The 17,015-nt window shown below is 73.5% G+C and carries 17 protein-coding genes; 11 read left to right on the forward strand and 6 right to left on the reverse strand.

The window, feature by feature from the left end:
• Positions 1-6: 6 nt before the first annotated feature.
• Positions 7-498, reverse strand: a complete 492-nt coding sequence (locus ACWEPF_RS13920; RefSeq protein WP_452172701.1) for a hypothetical protein — start codon at positions 496-498, stop codon at positions 7-9.
• Between the two features lie 133 nt (positions 499-631).
• On the opposite strand from ACWEPF_RS13920, the gene ACWEPF_RS13925 reads away from it, so the two are divergent.
• Together ACWEPF_RS13925 and ACWEPF_RS13930 are read left to right on the forward strand one after the other, a co-directional pair.
• Positions 632-1,081 carry a pyridoxamine 5'-phosphate oxidase family protein gene (locus ACWEPF_RS13925; protein ID WP_452172702.1) on the forward strand — a complete coding sequence of 150 codons (450 nt, stop codon included), beginning with the start codon at positions 632-634 and terminating at the stop codon, positions 1,079-1,081.
• A 63-nt stretch (positions 1,082-1,144) separates the two neighbouring features.
• Positions 1,145-4,036, forward strand: a complete 2,892-nt coding sequence (locus ACWEPF_RS13930; protein ID WP_452172703.1) for a tetratricopeptide repeat protein — start codon at positions 1,145-1,147, stop codon at positions 4,034-4,036.
• Between the two features lie 19 nt (positions 4,037-4,055).
• Here ACWEPF_RS13930 and ACWEPF_RS13935 read toward each other — a convergent pair whose 3' ends face one another.
• Positions 4,056-4,712 (reverse strand): TetR/AcrR family transcriptional regulator, encoded by a 657-nt coding sequence (locus ACWEPF_RS13935; RefSeq protein ID WP_380149724.1) that lies wholly within the window; start codon positions 4,710-4,712, stop codon positions 4,056-4,058.
• A 119-nt stretch (positions 4,713-4,831) separates the two neighbouring features.
• Here ACWEPF_RS13935 and qcrB point away from each other — a divergent pair, with 119 nt between their 5' ends.
• From qcrB to ACWEPF_RS13955, 4 genes are all read left to right on the forward strand, one after another.
• Positions 4,832-6,406, forward strand: coding sequence for a cytochrome bc1 complex cytochrome b subunit (gene qcrB, locus ACWEPF_RS13940; protein ID WP_452172704.1), 1,575 nt, complete (start codon positions 4,832-4,834; stop codon positions 6,404-6,406).
• A gap of 55 nt (positions 6,407-6,461) precedes the next feature.
• Entirely contained in the window at positions 6,462-6,899 is a 438-nt protein-coding gene (locus ACWEPF_RS13945) for a PPOX class F420-dependent oxidoreductase (RefSeq protein ID WP_452172705.1), read from the forward strand.
• 117 nt (positions 6,900-7,016) lie between these two features.
• A complete protein-coding gene (locus tag ACWEPF_RS13950; protein WP_452172706.1) occupies positions 7,017-8,003 on the forward strand; it encodes a DNA polymerase III subunit beta family protein in 987 nt (328 codons plus the stop codon).
• Between the two features lie 79 nt (positions 8,004-8,082).
• Positions 8,083-8,745, forward strand: coding sequence for a hypothetical protein (locus ACWEPF_RS13955; protein WP_452172707.1), 663 nt, complete (start codon positions 8,083-8,085; stop codon positions 8,743-8,745).
• Here ACWEPF_RS13955 and ACWEPF_RS13960 read toward each other — a convergent pair.
• Both ACWEPF_RS13960 and ACWEPF_RS13965 read right to left on the reverse strand, forming a co-directional pair.
• Positions 8,714-9,418, reverse strand: coding sequence for a hypothetical protein (locus tag ACWEPF_RS13960; protein WP_452172708.1), 705 nt, complete (start codon positions 9,416-9,418; stop codon positions 8,714-8,716). The two genes, ACWEPF_RS13955 and ACWEPF_RS13960, sit on opposite strands and share 32 nt — an antisense overlap.
• On the reverse strand, positions 9,403-10,035 hold the full coding sequence (locus ACWEPF_RS13965) for a hypothetical protein (protein WP_452172709.1): 633 nt from the start codon (positions 10,033-10,035) through the stop codon (positions 9,403-9,405). Before ACWEPF_RS13965 ends, ACWEPF_RS13960 begins: the two co-directional genes overlap by 16 nt.
• A 224-nt stretch (positions 10,036-10,259) precedes the next feature.
• Between ACWEPF_RS13965 and ACWEPF_RS13970 the strand changes: the two genes are divergently transcribed.
• Genes ACWEPF_RS13970 through ACWEPF_RS13985 form a run of 4 tightly spaced genes read left to right on the forward strand, consistent with a single transcriptional unit; the run spans position 10,260 to position 14,383 of the window.
• On the forward strand, positions 10,260-11,360 hold the full coding sequence (locus tag ACWEPF_RS13970; RefSeq protein WP_380149717.1) for a type III polyketide synthase: 1,101 nt from the start codon (positions 10,260-10,262) through the stop codon (positions 11,358-11,360).
• Positions 11,357-12,580 (forward strand): cytochrome P450, encoded by a 1,224-nt coding sequence (locus ACWEPF_RS13975; RefSeq protein WP_452172710.1) that lies wholly within the window; start codon positions 11,357-11,359, stop codon positions 12,578-12,580. Before ACWEPF_RS13970 ends, ACWEPF_RS13975 begins: the two co-directional genes overlap by 4 nt.
• A 7-nt stretch (positions 12,581-12,587) precedes the next feature.
• On the forward strand, positions 12,588-13,175 hold the full coding sequence (locus ACWEPF_RS13980) for a cupin domain-containing protein (protein ID WP_452172711.1): 588 nt from the start codon (positions 12,588-12,590) through the stop codon (positions 13,173-13,175).
• Positions 13,172-14,383, forward strand: a complete 1,212-nt coding sequence (locus tag ACWEPF_RS13985; RefSeq protein ID WP_452172712.1) for a cytochrome P450 — start codon at positions 13,172-13,174, stop codon at positions 14,381-14,383. Before ACWEPF_RS13980 ends, ACWEPF_RS13985 begins: the two co-directional genes overlap by 4 nt.
• Before the next feature lie 84 nt (positions 14,384-14,467).
• Here ACWEPF_RS13985 and ACWEPF_RS13990 read toward each other — a convergent pair whose 3' ends face one another.
• Positions 14,468-15,055, reverse strand: a complete 588-nt coding sequence (locus tag ACWEPF_RS13990; RefSeq protein ID WP_449797823.1) for a lytic polysaccharide monooxygenase auxiliary activity family 9 protein — start codon at positions 15,053-15,055, stop codon at positions 14,468-14,470.
• A 237-nt stretch (positions 15,056-15,292) separates the two neighbouring features.
• On the reverse strand, positions 15,293-16,330 hold the full coding sequence (locus ACWEPF_RS13995; RefSeq protein WP_452172713.1) for an NlpC/P60 family protein: 1,038 nt from the start codon (positions 16,328-16,330) through the stop codon (positions 15,293-15,295).
• Between the two features lie 148 nt (positions 16,331-16,478).
• Between ACWEPF_RS13995 and ACWEPF_RS14000 the strand changes: the two genes are divergently transcribed.
• Positions 16,479-17,009 (forward strand): GNAT family N-acetyltransferase, encoded by a 531-nt coding sequence (locus tag ACWEPF_RS14000; protein WP_345282999.1) that lies wholly within the window; start codon positions 16,479-16,481, stop codon positions 17,007-17,009.
• The last annotated feature ends 6 nt before the right edge of the window (positions 17,010-17,015 follow it).

Raw genomic sequence — 17,015 nt, forward strand, 5'->3', positions numbered from 1 at the left:
CGGGCGTCAGGGCCAGTACGGCTCGGCCCGCTCCGCAGCCCGCCGGACCGCCGCCCCGTCCACTGTCAGCGCGGTGCGCTCCAGGCCCAGGCTCGGCCACTCCACCGTGAACGCGAACGGCCCCGGCGGCGGCAGCGGCGAGAGCCGGACCAGCCGCTCCGCGTCGTAGGTCTCCCCGTCGGTCCCGGCCGAGCCACCCGTCTCGAAGGTCCGTCCCCGGTCCCCGCCCGGGACGTCGACCCCGAGCCGCAGGTCCGACCGGACCGGCAGCCCGTCCGGCCCCGGCGGCCCGAACTCGCCGAGGATCCCGGCCCAGACCTCCTCCGGCAGCGATCCGCGCCGCGCCACCGCCTTCACCAGGAAGCCGCACCCGCGCGCGGACGCCTCCAACGACCGCACCGCGACCAGCGCGTGCTCGCTGCGGACCACCAAGCGGCCGATCGCCACCGGCTCACCCAGGACATGCGGGTGCGGCTCGGACCAGATCTCTGTCTCCACCCGCTCACCCTAACCACCGGCCACCCACCCGAAACCCGTACTCCGGCCCCGTGAACCGGAGTTGGCGCGTCCACCAACCCGCCGCCGGAGCGCCCGCCCACCACTCCCCTCCCACCCGGGCGATCATGTCCCCATGACCAGCTCCCCCGCCCCGGCCTTCCACCACGCCCTCGCCGCCCACACCACCGTCACCCTCGCCTACACCGACGCCGACGGCCCCCAGGCCTGCGCCGTCCTCTACGCCCCGACCGACCGCGCGACCCTGCTCTTCGTCTCCTCCCCCACCACCCGCCACGGCCGCGCCCTCGACGGCGCCCGCACTGCCTTCACCGTCCAGGCCGACCACCAGGACTGGCGCACCATCACCGGCCTCCAGGGCCACGGCACCTGCCGCCTCCTCACCGACCCCGAAGCCCGCGCCACCGCCTGGACCACCTACACCACCCGCTTCACCTTCCTCGCCGACGACCCCGCCCTCACCGCCGCCCTCGCCCGCACCGCCCTCTGGGAGCTCACCCCCACCGACCTCCGCCTGATCGACAACTCCCAGGGCTTCGGCCACCACCAGAAGTGGCCCGCCTGATCCGATCCGGCGCTTCCCCCGCCGCCCCGCCCCGCCACTCCGTAGGCTGATTCACGGCCGCCCATGTCCGAGACGGCCAGGGGGAGTTGGGGCGCCGTGGAGCAGGACCCGTTCAAGTCACCGGCCGACCCGTCCGGCCGTCCCGCAGCGGCCGCGGGCCCGTGGCGGCGGGTGGTCTCCGCGGTCCGCGGTCGCAGGAGCTCCCAGCGGCCGCCCGACACGGTCACGCTGGCCGAGGGCCACGGTTCCGTCGCCATCGGCGGGGACGTCTACGCTCCGGTGAGCACCAACGTCGTGGTCCTGCCGCCCGAGGCGGTTCGCGAGGCCGCCGACGTCGAGGCCCAGAACGCGGAGACCATCGACCCACCGAAGGTGACCTTCACCGGCCGGGCGGCCGAGTTGGCCGAGGTGCGAGCCGAACTGACGCGGGGTGACGGCCCCGCGACGGTGGTCCTGCGCGGCCTGGGCGGGGTGGGCAAGACCGAACTGGCCCGGCAGTACGCCCACCTGCACGGCGACGCCTACGACCTGATCTGGTGGATCGAATCGGCGGCCCCCGGAGCGACCGACGCCGCCCTCGCCGCGATCACCGTGCGGCTGAGCCCGCACTGGGCGGGCACGAACCCCCCGCTCCCCGCGCTGGTCGCCTGGGCCAAGTCCTGGCTGCAGCAGCACGACCGATGGCTCCTGATCCACAACAACGTGGAGGATCCCGCCCTGCTCGGGGAGCTCGTCGGCGGCCTCCGGCGCGGCCACCACCTGATCACCAGCCGGCACGCCGCCGGCTGGCAGGGCAGGACGCGGTTCGTCGACCTCGGCGTCCTCCCCCGTACCGACGCGGTGGCCCTGGTCGGCGCCTGGTCACCCTTCGAATCCCCGCAGGAGGAGTGGCACGCCGGTAAACTCGCCGGCGAGCTAGGCGACTTGCCACTCGCCCTGGAGCAAGCCGGCGCTTACCTGAACCAGACCACGATGGGCGTCGCGGCGTACCGGAGCCGCCTCCGCGACTTCCTCCGGGAGGTCCCGCTCGACCTGACCGGCCCCGAGCGGAGCGTCCACGGCGTCTGGTCCCTCACCCTCGACGCGCTGGAGGGAGCCAGCCCGCTCTCCGTCGAACTGCTCCACACCCTAGCCTGGCTCGGACCCGACGGCTTTCCCCGGGAACTGCTGGACGGACTCGCCCCCGACCCCGTCCAAGTGACCACGGCACTCAGCCTGCTGAGCGCCTACAGCATGGTCACCCTCTCCCGAACCGAGGTGACCGTCCACCGGCTGGTGCAGGAGGTGCTGCGCGACCGGGCCACTCGCGAGGCGGCCGCGCCCACCACCGCCGACGGCCCACCGCCCGCACCGCGCGGACGGGAGGAGGCCGAGCGCGTCCTGCTCGAAGCCGTGTACCCGGACGGGCCAGAGGAGGGGCCGGACCGGATCCGACTCTCCCGGCTCGCGCCGCACGTGATCGCCCTGTCCACCACCGACCCAGGCACGCACCGACCCGGACACGCCCGGCTCTTGTCCGACACCGCACTGCACCTGCGGGAGCAGGGACAGACCGTCCGGGCACTCCCCTTGTTCGAGGCCTACGCCCGGCAGGTCGTCGACGGCTTCGGCGCCGACCACCCGTACGCTCTGACCGCCAGGAGCACCGTGGTCACCTGCCTCATGGCGGCCGGGCGACTCGAACACGCAACCGACCTCCTGGAGGAGCTCGCCGAGCGGAGCGCCCGGGTGCTCGGCAGCGGCCACCTCATCACCCTGAGCAACAGGGCGGACCTGGCGGAGGTCCAGCTGACTCTCGGTCGACTCCAACGCGCCGAGGAGGAGTTCGCCTCAGCGGCGGCCGACAGCAGCACCCACCTCGGGCCCGATCACCCCCGGACACTGACCCTGCGGAACGGGCTGGCCACCACCTACAAGAAGCTCCACCTCTTCGACCGGGCGATCGAGATCTACGAGGACGTGCTACGCCACGAGCACGGCGGCCTGGTCCGTTGGGAGCAGGACCCCACCCTCCTACGGTTCAACGCCGCCGCCACACGGAACAACCTCGCCGGCGCCTACCAAGGCGCAGGCCGGTCCGCGGACGCCATCGCGACGTACCGCGAGGCCCTGGCCGAGCTGACCCGCCGCCAGGCGGGAGTGGACCACCCGATCACCCTGGACTGCCTCGGCAACCTGGGCTACGCCCTGGACGCCGCCGGACAGCTCGAGGAGGCCTCGCGGATCTACCGGGACGTCACGGAGAGGCGCGTGCGGGTCCTTGGCGACGACCACCCCGACACCCTGCTGAGCCGGGGGAACCTCGCCTACATGCTCCTGAGGACGGGCGAGGTCGAAGCCGGCCTGGCACTCTGCCGCGAGACGCTCGTCCAACGCGAGCAGATCCTGGGCACGCTGCACGTCGAAACCCTGGCGAACCGCAACCTGTTGGCCTCCGCCCACGAGCAGGTCGGCGACTTCGCAACCGCTGCCGAGCTGTTCGAGACCACCCTCCGCCAGCGCCGGGATACTCTGGGCGACCGGCACCCCGACACCCTGGCCACCCTCTCCGACTACGCGGGCCTCCGCCTCCGGACCGGGGACGCACCCGGCGCCGTCCCATTGTTGGAGGAGGCCCTGGCCGCCCAAGAGGAGCTCGCCGGGCCGGACGGCACCGCCGCCATGACCTACCGTCACAACCTGGCCGCGGCCCTCCGGGACACGGGCGCCTTCGCCCGCTCCGAGGAGCTGTTCACCGCCGTCCTGGAACAGCGCACCCGCCGGCTGGGCGCGGGCCACCCAGACACGCTGGTCAGCAGGGGAAGCCTGGCCCGGCTGTACCAACTGACCGGGAACCTCGAACGGGCCGTCCCGCTGTACGAGTCGGCGGTCGCGGGTCTCACCGCCACGCTGGGCGCCGAGCACCGGACCACCCGCACCCTGGCCGGCTACCTCGCCGAGGCCCGCACGTCCTGAGCCCGGCCCACCACCGGGCCTACGCCTGCTCCGCCTCCCAGAGGCCGGTGAAGAGCTCGTCCAACTGCTCGGTGCCGACCGGGGGTTCGGCGATCGGGTGCTCCGCCCGCGCCCGGAAGGCGTCCAACTGGAGGGCCAGGTAGCGGCGCCACAGGCCCGGGCGGACGGCTTCGGCGGCCGGGACGGAGCGGCAGAGCGGGCCGAGCATGAAGAGCAGGTCCATCACCACCACGTCCGGCCGCATGGCACCCTGCCGCTGCGCCCGCTCCACCAGGGCGCCGACCGTCTCGGCGTTGCGTCGGCTGATCTCCATCATGGCCGGCACCGCCGGGATGGCCGCGGTCACCAGGTCGTTCAACCCCCGGTTGGCAGCGACCAGTTCGAAGACCCGTCCGAAGTAGAGCTCGATCCCGGTCCAGGCGTCCGGCTCCGTCAGGGCCGCCTCCCCCGCCTCCAGCATGGCGTCGCCGGCCGTGGCGAAGACCTCGCCGATCAGCTCCTCCCGGTTCGGGAAGTGCCGGTAGAGGGTGGCGTTGCCGACGCCCGCCCGGCGGGCGATCAGGTCGAACGCCACGTCCAGCCCCTGCTCGGCGAAGAGCTCCGTGGCGGCCGCCACCAGTGCCTCGCGGTTGCGTCGCGCGTCCCGCCGCCGGGGTGCGGCCTGCTCGTCCGTCATGCACCCACCCTAAGGCCCCCACCACCAAACGGGGAGTACTCCCCACTACTGCTACGCTGCCGACAGCAGAAACGAGGAGCAGTCCCCGTTTCAATGGCCGCACGCACCAGGGGAGTGCCATGACCACCCGTGAGAAAGCCGACTGGCTCGACGGCCGGCTCGGCATCTACTCGCTCGCCCGGACCAACCTGCGCAAGGTCTTTCCGGACCACTGGTCCTTCATGCTGGGCGAGATCTGCCTCTACAGCTTCCTGATCATCATCCTGACCGGCGTCTACCTGACGATGTTCTTCAAGCCGAGCATGGCCGAGACCGTCTACCACGGCGCCTACGCCCCGCTGAGCGGCATCCGGATGTCCGAGGCCTACGCCTCCACCCTGGACATCTCCTTCGAGGTGCGCGGCGGCCTGCTGATCCGTCAGATCCACCACTGGGCCGCGCTGGTGTTCGTCGCCGCGATGTTCGTCCACATGATGCGGGTCTTCTTCACCGGCGCGTTCCGCAAGCCGCGCGAGGTCAACTGGGTCTTCGGCTTCCTGCTGCTCTTCCTCGGGCTGCTCGACGGCTTCTTCGGCTACTCGCTCCCGGACGACCTGCTCTCGGGCACCGGCCTGCGCTTCGTGGAGGGTGCCACCCTCGCCGTGCCGCTGATCGGCACCTACGCCCAGATGTTCCTGTTCGGCGGCGAGTTCCCCGGCACCGACATCGTGCCGCGCTTCTTCACCATCCACGTGCTGCTGGTCCCGGGCATCATGCTGGGCCTGCTGGTCGCCCACCTGATCCTGGTCTGGTACCACAAGCACACCCAGTGGGCGGGCCCTGGCAGGACCGAGCAGAACGTGGTCGGCATGCCGTTGATGCCCGTCTACATGGCCAAGGCCGGCGGCTTCTTCTTCCTGGTCTTCGGCATCATCGCCGCCATCTCGGCCATCGCCACCATCAACCCGATCTGGGCGTACGGCCCGTACCGCCCCGACCAGGTCTCCACCGACGCGCAGCCGGACTGGTACATGGGCTTCGCCGAGGGCCTGATCCGGATCATGCCCGGCTGGGAGATCGGCCTCTGGGGCCACACCCTCAACCTCGGCATCCTGATCCCCTTCCTGGCCTTCCCCGCCGTGCTCGGCGCCATCGCGGTCTACCCGTTCATCGAGAACTGGATCACCAAGGACACCCGCGAGCACCACCTCCTGGACCGCCCGCGCAACGCCCCCGTGCGCACCGCGCTCGGCGCCGCCTGGATCGGCCTCTACCTGGTGCTGCTCGCCGCGGGCGGCAACGACCTCTTCGCCACCCACTTCCACCTCTCGCTCAACACCATCACCACCGCGGCGCGGATCGGCGCCTTCGTGGTCCCCGTCCTGGTCTTCACCGTCACCAAGCGCTGGTGCCTGGGCCTCCAACGGCGTGACCGCGGCAAGGTGTTGCACGGCAGGGAGACGGGCATCATCAAGCGACTGCCGCACGGCGAGTTCGTCGAGGTCCACCAGCCGCTCCCGCAGGCCGAGTCGTACCGCCTGACCGCCCACCAGCAGCACGCCCCCGCCGAACTCCCGCCCCGGGCAGGGCTGGTGACCAGGCTCCGGGTGCGCCTCTCGCAGGCCTACCACGGCCCGGCCGGCCAGATCCCCAAGCCGACCGCCGCCGACCTCGGCACCGCCGACCCGCACCGCGAACTCACCGACGCGCACTGACCCGGACCGACCCGCACCGACACCCCCGCGCACCGACGGAGTGAGGGAGACCGCCGTGAACGGCCTCGACAGCGACCAACTGGCCGACACCCGCTACCTGTTGCTCACCACCTTCGAGGCCGACGGCAGCGCCGCCGCCACCCCGATCTGGGTGGTCGCGGACGGCCCCGCTCTCGGGGTCTGGGCCAGGACCGACTCGGCCGAGGTCCGGCGCATCCGCCGCCACCCCGGCGTGCTGGTCCAGCCCTGCGACGCGCACGGCCGCCCGCTCGGCACCAGCCACACCGCCCGGGCCGCCGTCTGCGGCCCGGAGGCCACCGCCTGCTACCGCACCTCACTGCTCAACAAGTACGGGTTCCCCGGCCTGCTCGCCCTGGCCCGCAGCCGCTTCCGCCTCGGCCTGTCCGGCACCGTCGGCATCCGGCTCACCCTCACCACCCCGCTCCCGTTCGGCGAGGCCTTCCGTCCCACCGGCTGGTACAGCCTCAACTGACGCCCGTCGGCGGACGAGGGCGCGCACCCCGGCGGCAGCCGCCCCGGCCCGGTTAGCCTGGCCGGGGTTGACCCTCGACCAGGTCGAGGGCTCAGGGTCAGGGACGTGGAGAGCGCAATGCTGAGCATCGGTGAGCTGGCCCGGGCGAGCGGCCTGGGGGTGAGCGCGCTGCGGTTCTACGACGGCGCCGGGGTGTTCACCCCGGTCCGGGTGGACCCGCGGACGGGCTACCGCTGGTACGGGCCCGAGCAGGTGGCCGCGGCCCGGCTGCTGGCCCGGCTGCGCCGGGTCGGCATGCCGCTGGCCGGGATAGGCCAGGTCCTCGGCGAGGACGCGACGGCCGCCCGGGCGGCCGTCGACCGGCACCTGCGGCAGCTGGAGAACGGCCTGGCCGACGCCCGGCGCGAGCTCTCCGCGGTCCGAGACCTGATCGACCTGAGGGAGCACCCGATGACCGCCACGACCACCCGCCTCACCGTCCCCGCACCGGCGCTCGCCGCCGCCCTGGACGCCGTCCGCTTCGCGGCCGGCAGCGATCCCGAGCACCCGGTGGTCCGCGGCATCCTGTTCGACCCGGAGCCGGAGGGCGGCCTGCTCCGCCTGGTCGCCACCGACCGCTACCGGCTGGCCGTCGCCTCCGCCCCGGCCACCGTCGACGGCCCCGCCGCCCAGGTGCTCGTCCCGACCGCGCTCGCGGACGCCGCCCGGCCGCTGCTGGCCGGTGCCGAGAGCGTCGAACTCACCGTGGAGGGGGGCCTGTTGTCCTTCCGGATCGGCGACAACACCCTCACCGGCGAGCGGCTCGACCTCGACTTCCCCGACTACCGCCGCCTGACCCGGATCGAGGCCACCCACCGCCTCGAGTTCGCCGCCGCCGAACTCCGCGCCCAGCTGGAGAACGGCCCGGCGGCCGAGGACGGCACCGCCCTCCTCGCCGCCGACGGCCTCCAGGTCCGGGTCAACCGCGACTACCTGCTCCAGGCCGTCACCGCCGGCGCCGCCGAACAGCTCGTCCTGGAGCTCGACACCCCGATCACCCCGCTCGCCATCCGCTTCCCGTCCCGCGCCGACACCTTCTCCCTCCTGATGCCCATCGCCGGCTGAGTCGCCGAGTCGCCGTCCCCCTCGCCGTCCCCCGCCCCTGGCCGATCCGCTGTCAGGGGCGGGCGGTTGAATGTCCGTCATGAGCGCTCCCGACGTCGCCCGCCTGCTGCCCGAGCCCGACCGCCTGCGGGAGCACTGCCTCGCGCTGGCCGTGCTGGAGGCGATCCTCTGCCCCGAGGAGTACTTCCGGTACCACGCCTTCGACGCCGCCTGGGGGCCCGGCGAGCAGCTCGCCTCGATGCGCAACGGCAGCGGCGACGAGCACTCCGTGGTCTTCACGCCCGCCGGGGTCTACCTGCGCGGCTTCGACCACGAGTCGTACCTCAGCCCGTACGCGGAGGGCCGGGTCTGGCCCGGGGTGGTGGACTCGGTGCCCGCCGAGCTGCGGCACTGCGTCACCGAGCCGGCCTTCTGCGACGACGGCGTGCCGACCCTGACCGCCGCGATCTGGCGGCTGGCCGGGGACACCGCCTACCGCACCGGCGAGATCGACTTCCCGCCCGGCCTCCCCGACGCGGACGGCGCCGACTGGCTGTTCCGCTCCCTCACCGACACCGCGCCCGAGGCGTACGCCGAGTTCGCCTCGGACTACTACGGCACCGAGGTCGACCTCGACGCCGTCCGCCACGTCTTCGCCCTGCGGCCGCTCACCGAGGAGGTCGTCCGCACCCTCAACCCCGAGCTCACCCTCGACGAACTCGCCGAGGACCTCAAGGAGACCGGGTACCCCACCGGTGACTGACGGGCGGTGAGAGCACCAGCACGCCCAGCCGCTCCTCCGCCGAGCCCGGCCAACCGGGCGCGGTCGCCCCGTCCTCGGTGAGGTGCTCCCCGCGCCAGAGGGAGCCCCAGATCCCGGGCTCGGGGGTGGAGAGCCGGTGCGGGCCGCAGCCGCACGGGGAGCGCAGCAGACCGCACCCCCGGCACAGGTCGAGGAAGCCGTGCCCGGTGGAGCGCGCGAGCGGCCCGCGCTCGTCGCCGCACCGCTCGCACCCGGGCAGCCCGGCGCCGCCCAGCGCCGACAGGCGCCGCCGGACGTGGTCGGGCAGCGCGGCGGAGGGGTGGCAGAACGGATCGTCCGGCACCACCCAGCCGGAGTCCCACACCCACGGCTGCGGCCGCTCCGCCGTGCGCGGGCCCGCCCGCTTGCGCGCCTTGCGCCGTGCCGCGTACTCCCCCGCCGCCGCCAGCCAGAGCTCCCGCGCCTCGTGCAGCTCCCCGACCGCCCGCACCAGCCACCCCGGATCGGCCGCCAGGTCACGCGGACGCCGCTGACGGACGGTCAGGTGGTGGTAGGTCCCCTTGAACCCGTGCACCGGGAACTGCGCCACGCAGTACCGCAGCGCCAGGTGCCGCCGCTCCAGCGGCAGCGCCTCGTCCAGCACCCGCGCCCGCTGCGTCAGGAAGCTGCCCACGGCTCCGCCTCCTCCGGTATCCGCACCGAGCGGCCGAAGGCGCGCACCAGCTCCTCGGCCCGCTCCGGCACCGTGCGCCGCGCCCAGTCCCCCAGCAGCACCAGGAAGGCCACGAGGTCCCGCTCCACCCCGGCCAGCAGCGACGGCAGCTCCGCCAGCGGCACCTCGGTCACGGCACGGCCCACCGCGCGCTCCAGCGGCACGAACCGGACCGACGGCCCGTCGAGGCGGAGCACGGCGTCGGTGCCGTGCACGGTCCACGGGATCTCGACGCTCCGTCCGACGTCGTACCAGCTCCGCCAGTCGTCCAGGTCGGAGCAGCAGCTGGGCCCCATCACCAGTCCGGTCCGGGAGTCCTCCGTCAACAGTCCGCCGGAGGCCCGGAACGGCTCCTCGCCCAGCAGGGCGTCGAGCGGTCCGGCGTCCTCCTCCACCCGCAGGTGGTTGTACCCGGCGAGCAGGGCGACCACCGCCCCGACCTGAGCCGGTGTCAGCGTGCCGTCCAGGACCACCAGGTCCTCGTCGAGCGGCGACAGCGGGCCGGCCTCGACCGGCCAGGCGGTGAAGTCCTCCAAGAGGTGCGGACGGTGCTCGATCACGGGGCGAATGCGAAGCATCCGCCGAGTATCACGGACCTCGCCCGCCCCGGCACCCCGGTTTTCCCCACCCGGCCGGGGGTCGGCCGGCCGATGGTTCCTTCGTGTGCAATTGAAGGCGACACGCGCGGCGGGTCTCGACGGGGCGGGAAGGGCTCCGGACGGAGCCCGCCCGGTTCCCGGCCCCGGCGGCGGTGTCCCCCGACGTGCGCGGGCCGCCGTCCAGTGAGGGGAACGTCCCGCCCGTGGCCACCCTGTGCCGTCCCGCCGTCGCCGTGCCCGAGTACGTGATCACCCAGGAGGAGACCCTCGACCTCGCCCGGAAGCTGCATCCCGAGCACCCCCAACTCCCCCTGGCCCTACGCCTGATCGAGAACACGGGGGTGCGCACCCGCCGCCTGGTGCAGCCGATCGAGGAGACCCTGAAGCACCCGGGCTTCGAGGAGCGCAACCGCCGCTACGAGGCCGAGGCCAAGCGCCGCGTCCCGCCGGTGGTCCGGGAGGCGCTGGAGCACGCCCGGCTGACGCCCCGTGAGGTCGACCTGATCGTCTACGTCTCCTGCACCGGCTTCATGATGCCCTCGCTCACCGCCTGGCTGATCAACTCCATGGGCTTCCGCCCCGACACCCGCCAGCTCCCGATCGCCCAGCTCGGCTGCGCGGCGGGCGGGGCGGCGATCAACCGCGCGCACGACTTCTGCACCGCCTACCCGAACGCCAACGCCCTGATCGTGGCCTGCGAGTTCTGCTCGCTCTGCTACCAGCCCACCGACCTGGGCGTGGGGAACCTGCTCTCCAACGGCCTGTTCGGCGACGCCGTCGCCGCCACCGCCGTGCGCGGCAGCGGCAGCGGCGCCACCGGCATCCGGCTGGAGCGCAACGCCTCGCACCTGGTGCCCGGCACCGAGGACTGGATCGCCTACAGCGTCCGGGAGACCGGCTTCCACTTCCTGCTGGACAAGCGGGTCCCCGGGACCATGGAGCCGCTCGCCCCGGTGCTCGCCGCACTGGCCGAGCGGCACGGTTGGGACGTCGCGGACCTGGACTTCTACCTGGTGCACGCCGGCGGCCCGCGCATCCTGGACGATCTGTGCACCCATCTCGGCGTGGCACCCGAGGTGTTCCGGTTCAGCCGGGCCACCCTGACCGAGTACGGGAACATCGCCAGCGCCGTGGTGCTCGACGCGCTGGCCCGGCTGTTCGACGAAGGGAGCGCGACCGACCGGGCCAGGGGGCTGATCGCCGGGTTCGGCCCGGGGATCACCGCCGAGGTCGCGCTCGGCCGCTGGACCGTCCCGGTCGCGCCGCACTCCTTCGCCAACACGCTGATCAGGAGCGTCAATTGACCACCACCACCGCGGAGACCGCCGAGGTCCACTTCTGGAACCCGCCCGACCTGGCGGGCCTGGCCTTCGACCCGATGCTGCACCGGCTGCTGCACGAGGACCCGGTGGCGAGGGTCCGGCTGCCCAACGGCACCGGCCACGCCTGGCTGGTCACCCGGTACGAGGAGGTCAAGTTCGTCTCCGCCGATCCGCGGTTCAGCCGCCAGGCGGTCTGGGGCCGGGACGTCACCCGGGTCGCGCCGCACTTCATCCCGATGGAGGGGGCGCTCGGCTTCGCCGACCCGCCGGACCACACCCGGATGCGCCGGGTGGTGGCCAAGGCCTTCACCGCCCGTGCGATGCGCCGGCTGCGGGAGCGCGCCCAGGAGGTGATGGACGGCCTGCTCGACGCGATGGCCGCCGAACGGGCCCGCCACGGCGGCCCGGTGGACCTGATGGCCCGCCTCAACCGGCCGTTCCCGCTGGCCATGATGGGCGAGCTGATGGGCGTGCCGCCCGCCGACCACCAGCTGATCGCCGACTGGACCGACACCGTGATCTCCGCCGGTTCCGGCCGGGAGGCCGGCGAGCGGGCCAAGGAGGAGTTCGCCGAGTACTTCACCGAACTGCTCGGCTGCCGCCGTCTGGAGCCGAGGGACGACCTGGCCGGGGTGCTGGCCGAGGCGGTGGAGGAGTCCGTCCTGACCCTGCGCGAGGCGGTCGGCCTGGCGGTGCTGATCCAGCTCGGCGGCGGCCACGCCGTCCGCAACAACAGCGCCAACATGGTCTTCGCCCTGCTCACCCACCCCGAGCAGCTGGCCCGGCTGCGGGCCGAACCCGACCTGCTGCCACGGGCGGTGGAGGAACTGCTGCGCTACATCCCGCACCGCAACGCGGTCGGCCTGTCCCGGATCGCGCTGGAGGACGTCGAGGTGGGCGGCGTCCCGATCCCGGCCGGGGATCCGGTGTACGTCTCCTACCTGACCGCCAACCGCGACCCCTCGGTCTTCGCCGACCCGGACGTCCTCGACCTCGGCCGCACCGAGAACCCGCACGTCTCCTTCGGCCACGGCGCGCACTACTGCCCCGGCGCCTCGATGGCCCGGCTGGAGTCCGAGCTGATCCTCACCTCCCTCTGGGACCGCTTCCCGACGCTGCGGCTGGCCGTGCCGGTCGATCAACTGGAGTGGCAGCGCGGCGCGTTGATCCGCGGCCCGGAGACCCTCCCGGTGGAGTGGTGAGCCGGCCATGACCTACCTCAACCCCCGGGACGGCCTGATCGTCCCGCCCGGCGGCGGCCGCACCGTGCACGCCGCCGCCCAGCAGGTCACCTTCAAGGTGACCGGCGCGCACTCGCTGGCCGCCTCCAGCTTCGAGGTGGTGGTGCCGCCCGGCTTCGACGTCGGCGCCCACGCGCACGGCCGCAGCGAGGAGCTCTTCCTGCTGCTGGACGGCGAGTTGGACGTGCTCGCCTTCGAACCCGAGGACCGCACCCCGCAGGACTGGCACGACTGGCGCTCCCCCGAGGGCGCCCGCTACCAGCGGGCGAAGGCCGGCACCGTGATCCTGGTCCCGCCCGGCTGCCCGCACGCCTTCGCCAACCCGACCGGCCGCCCGGCCCGGATGTTCTTCCAGGCCTCCCCGCCCCCGCACCACGAGCGCTACTTCGAGGAGCTGCTCGACCTGCTGAACGCGGACGGCGGCATCGACCACCAGGCGGTCGAGGAACTGCGCCTGCGCTACGACATCCAGCAGCTCACCCCGCTGCGCCACACCCTTCCCGCCGCCCTTCCCACCGCCCTTCCCGCCGCTCTCCCCGCCGAGGCCCCCGCATGACCGAACTCCGCTGCCCCGTCGGCCAGGTGCACCCCTGGCCGGTCGACCACCTGCCCGAGCTGGCCTTCGACCCGCTGCTGCACCGCCTGCTGCGCGAGGAGCCGTTCGCCCGGGTCAAGCTGGCCTTCGGCGAGGGCGACGCCTGGCTCGCCACCCGCTACGAGGACGTCAAGGCGGTCTCCTCCGACCCGAGGTTCAGCCGGGCGCTCACCGTGGACCGGCCGATCACCAGCATGACCCCGCACACCGTGGCCCCGCCCGGCGGCGTCGGCCGGGCCGACCCGCCGGACCACACCCGGCTGCGCCGCCTCACCGCGCAGACCTTCCACCGCAAGCGGGTGGAGCACCTGCGGGTCGGCACCCAGCGGACCGCCGACGAGCTGCTGGCCGCCATGCTCGACCAGGGCCCGCCGGCCGACCTCACCGAGGCGCTCACCGGCCCGCTCCCGGCCGCCGTCACGGCCGAGCTCATGGGCGTGCCGCCGGCCGACCTGCCACTGCTGCAGGCCTGGCGGGCCGTCATCCTGTCCAGCGACCACACCGCCGCCGAGGCCGGTGCGGTCAAGGCCGAGATCGCGGGCTACTTCAAGGCGCTGGCCGCCCACCGCGCCGAGCACCCGGGTGAGGACCTGTTCAGCGAGCTGGTCGCCGCCCACGGCGCGGGGCAGCTCAGCCGCCCGGAGCTGATCTCGCTCTCGGTGATGATCGTCCTCAACGCGCTCGACCAGATCCGCAACCAGACCTCCACCATGGTCTACACCCTGCTCACCCACCCGGACCAGCTCGCCGCACTGCGCGCCGACCTCACCCGGCTCCCGTGCGCCGTCGAGGAGTTGCTGCGCTTCATCCCGCAGCGCAACGGCGTCGGCATGCCCCGGGTCGCCACCGAGGACGTGGAGGTCGGCGGGGTCCTGGTCCGGGCCGGGGAGGCGGTCTACGTCTCCTACCTGGCCGCCAACCGCGACCCCGGGGTCTACACCGACCCCGACGCGCTCGACCTGGCCCGCGAGGAGTCGCCCAACCTGGCCTTCGGCCACGGCCCGCACTACTGCGTCGGCGCCGCACTGACCCGGATGCACGCCGAGGTGGTCCTCTCCACCCTGCTCACCCGCCTCCCGGGCCTGCGCCTCGCCGTCCCGGCCACCGAGGTCCGGTGGCTGCGCGGCACCGTCAACCGCGGCCCGGCCGCCCTGCCGGTCGCCTGGTAGGCCCGCCGCGGCCCCCGCGCACGGACGCGGACGTGCCCGCCCGCCCCCACCGGGGCGAGCGGGCACGTGCCGTCTGCCGTCGCGTCAGAACTGCACGTCGGTGCAGGAGTAGAACGCGTTGTTGGTGTCGTACACGTCCCAGACCGCCACCACCACGTGGTGGCCGGTCCGGCCGGTCGGCAGGGTGCCGGTGTGGGTGGTGACGGCGGCGGGCTGCTTGCCGTTGTAGGGGACGGTGAGGAAGGGGTTCAGGTCGAGGCTGGCCCGGGTGATCTTCTGGGTCGGGTCGTAGCCCTGCTTGGTGAGGTAGTACCGGAAGTTGGTGGTGGCGTGCCGGGCCTCGATGTTCCAGGTGAAGGTCTGCTGGGCGCCGCCCGTCACCTTGGTGGTCGGCCAGGCCCCGTTGCGGGGGTTGTCCAGCGGGGCCCAACGGGCGTCCGCCCCGGCGCAGATGGTGCCGTCGGCCGGCCCGCGCGACGGGAAGCCCTTCGGGCCCTCGACGCTCTGCGGCTCCCACTGGATGTCGCCGCAGTTCTTGACCACGCCCGAGCCGCAGAGTGCGGCGCGGCTCGGCGGGAGGTTGACGAAGCCGTGCGACTGGGCCGGGACGGCCATCCCGATCGGGACGGCGAGCGCGGCGACGGCCGCGCCGACGATGGTACGCGTGCGCATGGTGCTCCTCCGTGGGGGTGGATGGAGAGGTGCGCCGAACGCAGGCGGCGGCACGGTGCACGTGGGGGTGCACCGCCGCGGGCCACAGCGGCCACAGCCGCTCGTTGGCATGCCTGCGCCAGGTGTGAGCACACCGTAGGCACCGGGCCGCCCGGGCGTCAATGGTCCAGACCAGTATCCCAGAGCAGTGCAACTGACCTGTGGAAAAGTCCAGTTGTCACACCGTCAGATCCGGGCTCACGGCCGCCGGATGGTGTTGATCTCGATGGCGTCCACCTTTATGACCTTCACCACGTCCCCCGCCCGCGGCGCGTGCACCACCTTGCCGTCGCCGATGTACATCCCCACGTGCGAGCGGTTCGCCTTGTAGATCACCAGGTCGCCCGGCTGCGCGTTGTGCCAGTCCCGGCCCACCGCGGTCCCCACCGTGGCCTGCTCCTGCGAGGTCCGCGGCAGCGCCACCCCGGCCTTGGCGTAGGCGTAGACCATCAGCCCCGAGCAGTCGAAGGTGGCCGTACCGGACGCGCCCCAGGAGTAGGGCTTCCCCTGCTGGTCCAGGGCCGTGCGCACGGCGGCGGCCGCGTTCCCGCTCGCCTGCGGCAGGGTGGACGGGTCGATCCGGCTCGCGCTCCGGGACGCCGCGGCGCCGTCCTCCCCGCGCACGATGGCGGCCCGGTCGGCGGCGCTCAGGGTGGAGAGCAGCCGCTGCGCCTCCTGGAGCTTCTGCTGCACCTCGCCCTTGGCGCCGTTCAACAGCTGGGTGGAGCGGTCCAGTTCACCGAGCACCACCGCGGCCTCCTGCTTCTGCTGGTCCAGCCGGAGCTGCTCCGCGCGCAGGGCCCGCAGCACGCCCGCCTGGGTGCTCGCCACCTGGTCCGCCGAGGAGGCCCGCGACAGGTAGGCGTCCGGGTCGGAGGAGAACATCAACTGCACCGTCGGATCCACCCCGCCGTGCCGGTACTCCTCCCCCGCCACCGCCGCCAGCCCCGAGGCCAGCTCCGCCGCCCGCTCCTGGCCCCGGGCGATCTGGTCCTGCAACTGGCCGCCCTGCTTACGCAGTTGGTAGGCCCGCTCCTTCGCACCGTTGTACTTCTCGGCCGCCTCCTCCTGCTCCGACAGCAGCCGGTCGACCTGCGCCTTCACCTGGTCCTTGCCCGCCGGCGCCGCATGGGCCGCCCCGGCCTGGGCCGACAGCGCCACCGCGGTGGCGGCAGCGGCGGTCAGCACCGAGGTGTGCGCACGGCTGGGGCGCCGGGGGCGTCGGTGGGAGGCCATGGTGAAGCTCCTTCGTCGGGGCGAAGATCGAACAAAGATCGAACGTACCCATCCCGACAGCACCGTGTCCACGCCGTGACCTGTGAACTGCCCTTTAGGGCACACCTGCTGAGCACTCCGCGACCTCGTCCGTGCTTGGCTGTCCCGCGTGACCCCCGACCTCCGCCACCACACCGCCCTCACGCCCGCGGCCCGCCAGGCCCTGCTGGAGGCGTACGCCGACGTCCGCGCCCCGCTGCTGCACCTGCCGAACTACGCGCTCCCCGCCTTCACCGAGCGCCTGGAGCGCCATGCCGCCTCCCCGGGCTTCGAGCTCGTCCTCGCCCACGCCGCCGGAGTGACGGCCGGCTACGCCTACGGCACCTCCGTCGACGCCGCCGACCCGTACTGGCGGCGGATGGCCGACCCGCTCCCGCCGGGCTTCACCGACACCCCCGTGCTGGCCCTGCGCGAGATCGGCGTCCGCACGCCCTGGCGCGGCACCGGCACCGCCCGCCGCCTTCACGACTCCCTGCTGGCCGCCCGCCCCGAGGCCCGCGTCACCCTGATGGTGAACCCGCTGGCCGGCGAGGGCCGGGTCCTGCGCCTCTACGAGTCTTGGGGCTACCGCGAGTTCAACGCACAGCCGGCCACCGCGGACTCGCCGCGGCTGGCCGTCATGGTGCGCCCGACCCGCTGAGCGGGC

This window comes from Kitasatospora sp. NPDC004289, from assembly GCF_053602875.1.

Coding starts and splice junctions, on each gene's coding strand:
- ACWEPF_RS13925 (WP_452172702.1), top strand. CDS start 632: ATGACCAGCTCCCCCGCCCCGGCCTTCCACCACGCCCTCGCCGCCCAC.
- ACWEPF_RS13930 (WP_452172703.1), top strand. CDS start 1,145: ATGTCCGAGACGGCCAGGGGGAGTTGGGGCGCCGTGGAGCAGGACCCG.
- ACWEPF_RS13935 (WP_380149724.1), bottom strand. CDS start 4,712: ATGACGGACGAGCAGGCCGCACCCCGGCGGCGGGACGCGCGACGCAAC.
- qcrB (WP_452172704.1), top strand. CDS start 4,832: ATGACCACCCGTGAGAAAGCCGACTGGCTCGACGGCCGGCTCGGCATC.
- ACWEPF_RS13950 (WP_452172706.1), top strand. CDS start 7,017: ATGCTGAGCATCGGTGAGCTGGCCCGGGCGAGCGGCCTGGGGGTGAGC.
- ACWEPF_RS13955 (WP_452172707.1), top strand. CDS start 8,083: ATGAGCGCTCCCGACGTCGCCCGCCTGCTGCCCGAGCCCGACCGCCTG.
- ACWEPF_RS13965 (WP_452172709.1), bottom strand. CDS start 10,035: ATGCTTCGCATTCGCCCCGTGATCGAGCACCGTCCGCACCTCTTGGAG.
- ACWEPF_RS13980 (WP_452172711.1), top strand. CDS start 12,588: ATGACCTACCTCAACCCCCGGGACGGCCTGATCGTCCCGCCCGGCGGC.
- ACWEPF_RS13985 (WP_452172712.1), top strand. CDS start 13,172: ATGACCGAACTCCGCTGCCCCGTCGGCCAGGTGCACCCCTGGCCGGTC.
- ACWEPF_RS13990 (WP_449797823.1), bottom strand. CDS start 15,055: ATGCGCACGCGTACCATCGTCGGCGCGGCCGTCGCCGCGCTCGCCGTC.
- ACWEPF_RS13995 (WP_452172713.1), bottom strand. CDS start 16,330: ATGGCCTCCCACCGACGCCCCCGGCGCCCCAGCCGTGCGCACACCTCG.